The organism is Xanthobacter sp. BG11Y11_SDJG, assembly GCF_057364445.1.
Genome location: NZ_JBNFNU010000350.1, coordinates 1 through 4,458, shown reverse-complemented (window position 1 = coordinate 4,458; position 4,458 = coordinate 1). Strand labels below are relative to the sequence as shown.

Here is a 4,458-nt window from a genome sequence, read left to right as displayed (position 1 = left end):
CGGCTCGGGCCGGCCGGGCGCCGGCGCGGCCGAGACATCGGTCCGCGCGAAGGAGAGCGGGCGCGGGCGCGGACCCGGCGAAAGCGTGCCGCGCAGCGCGAGGTTCTCGTCGCTCGCAAGTCCGGCAATGTCGAGGATCGGCCCGGCTGCGAGGTTCGCGCTATTGAGCGCGGCGATGCACTCCTTCACGGACCGGGTCGAGGTCCAGGCCTCCACCTCGCGATCCACCGCGTCGCACTGGGCGATGCGGTCGGCGAGCTTCTCGTAGGCGCCCACGGCGAGTTCGGGCCGGCCATGAGCGTCGTCAGCTTCACCCAGTGCTCGTCGGTGGCCGAGCACAGGAGGATCCAGCCGTCGGCCGCCCGGTAGCTGTTCCACGGCACCGCCATGGGGTGGCGGTTGCCCGAGCGCTGCGGCGTGCGGCCGGCGAACACCAGCGGCAGGAAGGTGGACTGGTTGTTGAGCCCGCAATCCACCAGCCTGAGGCCGATCTCCTGCCCCTCGCCGGTGGCGGCGCGGGTGCGCCAGGCGGCGAGGATGCCGGAGGCGGCGAGCATGCCGGTCTGGATCTCCACCACCGCGCCGCCGCAGATCACCGGCGGCCCGCCGGTGACGCCGGTGATGTCCGAGATGCCCGTGACCGCCTGAAGGAACGGCTCGCTCCAGTGGCCATGCGCCGGATCGCCGTCCACCGTGATGTCGCAGACGATCTGGTCCGTCCGGCGCGCCGGCAGCGGCGGCGCGTCTGTCCGGTCGGACGAGACCAGGATCACGTTGGCCCCGGCGAAGGCGGCGGCCCGCGCCTCGGGCGTGTCGGCGATCACGTCCTTGAAGGCGCTGAAGGCATCATCGGCGGCGCCGGCGAACGTCGTCACCTGCGCCCCCACCTGGGCGAGCAGGCTGCCGCAGGCGCGCACGGCCGGCCGGCGGCCCCATTCGAGGACCACCAGATCGCGGAACGGCGTGGTGAGGCTCATCGCGCCACCGCCGCCTGGAGCGGGCCGACATTGGCCGCGCCCTTGAGCGCCGTCACTTCGCCCGCGAGGCGATCGAACGCATCCGCCTCCAGCCGCCCGCCGATGAGGCCGCGCGCCTTGGCGCGCAGCGCCTCGCGCGTCATGGGGCGGACCGGCGTGCCGAGGCTGTCGAGCACCCGCTCGGTCCGGGTGGTGCCGTCCGCGAACGTCACCTTCACCTCGGTGCCGAAATGCTCGGGATAGGCCGCCTCCATCGCCGCATCGTGGCCCACCTCCACCCGGTCCGCAAATGCAAGGATGCGCGGGTCGGCAAGGTTGTCCGGCTCGTAGGCGTCGTAGCGCTCGGGACCGAAGGCGAGCGCCGCGCCGACCGTGAACGGCAGGCTGTACTGCGCCGCCATGGGCGTGTCGGGCCGGCGCACCATGTGCTGCTCGGCGAGCTTGCGCGGGCCGCGCACCAGGATGGAGCGGATGCGCGCCTCCTGCGCCTGCGCGAAGCCGTCCGTGGTGGTGCGCAGCCCGTCGATCATGGAATGCAGCAGCCGGCAGCAGGCATAGGGCTTGAAGCTCATGTCGTGGATGGCGAGGCCCCGCGCGCCCATCCGCGTCAGCGCCTCGGGGATCGCATCATGGCCGTAGAGCGCCAGGAAGCCGTAGCGCCCGTCGAGGCCACGGGTCGGACCGGGAATGCCCGCCTCCACCACCTCGGCGGCGAGCACGCCGGCGCGCGCCGCATAGCCGGCATGGAGCCGCTTCACCTCGGCGCCGGTCACTTCCTGCGAGAACTGCATTGAGCCGGCGGACAGGGACAAAGCGTGCCCCCAGGCGGCGGCGATCTGCGGAGCCGTGAAGCCCTTCAGCTTGCCGGCCGCCACCGCCGCGCCGAACACGCCGAACACGGCGGTCGGATGATGGCCGGCGGCGATCACCCGCTCGGCGCGGGCGGCGATGCCGATGCGCGCCATGGCCTCGTAGCCGGCGGCGATGGCGGCGAGCAGGTCGCGCCCGGATGCGCCGGTCTCGGACGCCACCGCGAGCGCAGCCGGGATCACCACCGCGCCGGGATGGCTCATGGAGGCTTCGTGCGTGTCGTCCAACTCGAACGAATGCCCGGCCGCACCGTTCACGAACGCCGCCACCTCGGGCGTCACTTCCAGGTCGCTGGCGATGATGCGCGCCGGACCGGTGCCGCGATAGCGCTCCGCCCAGCGATGCAGCGCCACGATCCAGGGCCGCGCCGCGCCACCATAGGCGACGCCCACATGGTCGAACACCAGGAGATCGAGCTGGCCGAGGTCGCGCTCGGTCAGCGTCGCGGGCGTGATCGCAGCGAGCTCTTCCGCGAAGGCGAGGGTGAGGTTGGCGTCCGTGCGGTCGCTCATGGCGCGCCCCTCAGCTCGCCTTGGCCTGCGGCTCGGCGGCGCGTTCGCGGAACGGCTTCAGGAAGTCGCCCGGGCGCATGGAGGGGTGCGAGCGCTCGTACTGCGGCGGGAAATACACCTCCTCGCCGAAATGCTCCGCCGCATGCCAAGCCCAGCGCGGCTCGTAGAGCATGCCGCGCCCGAGCGCCACGAAGTCCGCCTGCCCACTCTTGAGGATGTCCTCGGCCTGCTGCGGCTGGGTGATGAGCCCCACTGCCATGGTGGGGATGTCCACCGCGCGCCGCACCTGGTCGGCGAACGGCACCTGGTAGCCGGGACCGACCGGGATCTTCTGGTCCGGCGAGGAGCCGCCGCTGGAAGCGCAGATATAGTCGCAGCCGCGCGCCTTCAGCTCGTGGGCGAAGGCGACCGTGTCGTGCGGCTGCCAGCCGTCCGGCGTCCAGTCGGTGGAGGAGACGCGCACGCCCAGCGGCTTGCCCGCCGGCCAGGCGGCGCGCACCGCCTCGAACACTTCGAGCGGGAAGCGCATGCGGTTCTCGCGGCTGCCGCCATAGGAGTCGGTGCGCGCATTGGCGTGGGGCGACAGGAAGGAATGCAGCAGATAGCCGTGGGCGTTGTGGATCTCGATCACGTCGAAGCCCGCTTCATCGGCGCGCCGGGCGGCGGCGGCGAACGCCTCGCGCACCTCATTGAGGCCCGCGTCGTCGAGCGCCTCCGGCACCGGCCGGCCGGGATAGGGGACGGCGGAGGGGCTCGCCATGAGCCAGCCGCCCTCCCCGTCCTCCATGCCCTGCTGCTTCTCCCACGGCACCGTCACCGAGCCCTTGCGGCCGGAATGGGCGAGCTGCATGCCGAGCTTGGCGCCGCCGTGCCGGCGGCAGAAATCCACCACCTCCTTGAGGCCCGCCAAATGGTCGTCCGACCAGATGCCGAGGCAGCGCCCGCTCACCCGCCCGCGCGGCTCCACCGCCGTCGCCTCGGTGAAGACGAGGCCGGCGCCCGACACGGCGAGATGGCCGAGATGCATGGTGTGCCAGGAGGTGGCGAAGCCGTTCTCGTCGGCCGAATACTGCCCCATGGGCGAGACGACGATGCGGTTGTCGAAGGTCACGTCGCGCAGCGAGAAGGGGGAGAACAGCGTGGTCTTGGGCATTTCCTCGTCCTTCCGAATTCTTGGTCTTCAGCCTGCCGTGCGCTCCAGCCCCGCGGCGGGGGCAAGAAGCGCATCGATATCGTCGAGGCCCGCAAGGTCGCCGACGCGCGCGCGCAGCTGCGCGGTTTCCCGCGCGCCGAGCACCGGCGTCGCGAGCTCCTCGAACTTGGCGATGAGCGCGGCGTCGGAGAGCGGATGGCGCGCCGAGCCGAGCGGCTCGTCCACGTATCGCTCGAAGGCGCCGCCCGATTTGGTGCGCAGCGTAACGCGCGCGGACCTGAGGCGCGGATATTCCGCCTCGCGCGCGTCCTCGACCGCCACGTGGACGCGGCCGGCAAGGTCGCTGAGAACGGGATCGGCAAGATGCGCGGCATCGAAGGCGGCAATGCCCACCTGCGCCTCGCGCGCGGCGAGCGCCACGCAGAAGCGGTAGTTCATCTGCGCAGACGGCATGTCCTCCCAGCCGCCATGAGCGTGGCCGGCGGCGATGGCGTAGGTGCCGATCTCGATCGTGTCGATGCCGTCCGCGCCGACGCCCGCATCCGCCATGGCGGCGCGCACCCCGTCCATGCCGGGATGCAGGTGGCGGCAGCAGGCATAGGGCTTGATGTAGCAGCGCGTGACATTGAGGCTTTCGCCAAGGCCGGCCACCAGCCGGTCCGGGTCCGCCTTGTCGCCGAAGGCCTGGAGGAAGCCGTCCTCGCCCTCCAGGATGCCGGCCGGGCCGGTCATGCCGTTGCGGGCGAGCAGCGCCGCATAGAGGCCCTCGCGCGCCGCGAGGCCGGGATGCAGGCGCTTGATCTCGCCGCCGCCATGCAGGAAGGCGAACAGGCCAGCCGCGGAGCTTGAGGCGATGCCGAGCGCGTGCGCCGTACGCCCGGCATCGAGCCCCAGCACCGAGGCGGCGGCGGCGCCGCCCCCAGCACGCCGGTGATCGAGGTGTTGT

Annotated in this window: 3 protein-coding genes and 1 pseudogene; all 4 read right to left on the bottom strand. The window is 72.2% G+C overall.

From position 1 onward, the window contains the following. A pseudogene (locus AC2W7M_RS20430) lies at positions 1 to 977 on the bottom strand (CoA transferase); the annotation flags it as partial. Beyond that, complete coding sequence (locus AC2W7M_RS20425) at positions 974 to 2,359, bottom strand: MmgE/PrpD family protein (protein WP_486134465.1); 1,386 nt, start codon at positions 2,357 to 2,359, stop codon at positions 974 to 976. The pseudogene AC2W7M_RS20430 and the gene AC2W7M_RS20425, both read right to left, overlap by 4 nt. A 10-nt stretch (positions 2,360 to 2,369) precedes the next feature. After that, positions 2,370 to 3,512, bottom strand: coding sequence for an NADH:flavin oxidoreductase/NADH oxidase (locus AC2W7M_RS20420; RefSeq protein WP_486134463.1), 1,143 nt, complete (start codon positions 3,510 to 3,512; stop codon positions 2,370 to 2,372). Positions 3,513 to 3,539: 27 nt separating this feature from the next. Continuing rightward, on the bottom strand, positions 3,540 to 4,458 hold a 919-nt coding region (locus AC2W7M_RS20415), incomplete at its 5' end, for an MmgE/PrpD family protein (RefSeq protein ID WP_486134461.1).

Bases quoted from the DNA above. Each gene is read 5' to 3' on its own strand.
- AC2W7M_RS20420 (WP_486134463.1), bottom strand. From the start codon at position 3,512: ATGCCCAAGACCACGCTGTTCTCCCCCTTCTCGCTGCGCGACGTGACC.
- AC2W7M_RS20425 (WP_486134465.1), bottom strand. From the start codon at position 2,359: ATGAGCGACCGCACGGACGCCAACCTCACCCTCGCCTTCGCGGAAGAG.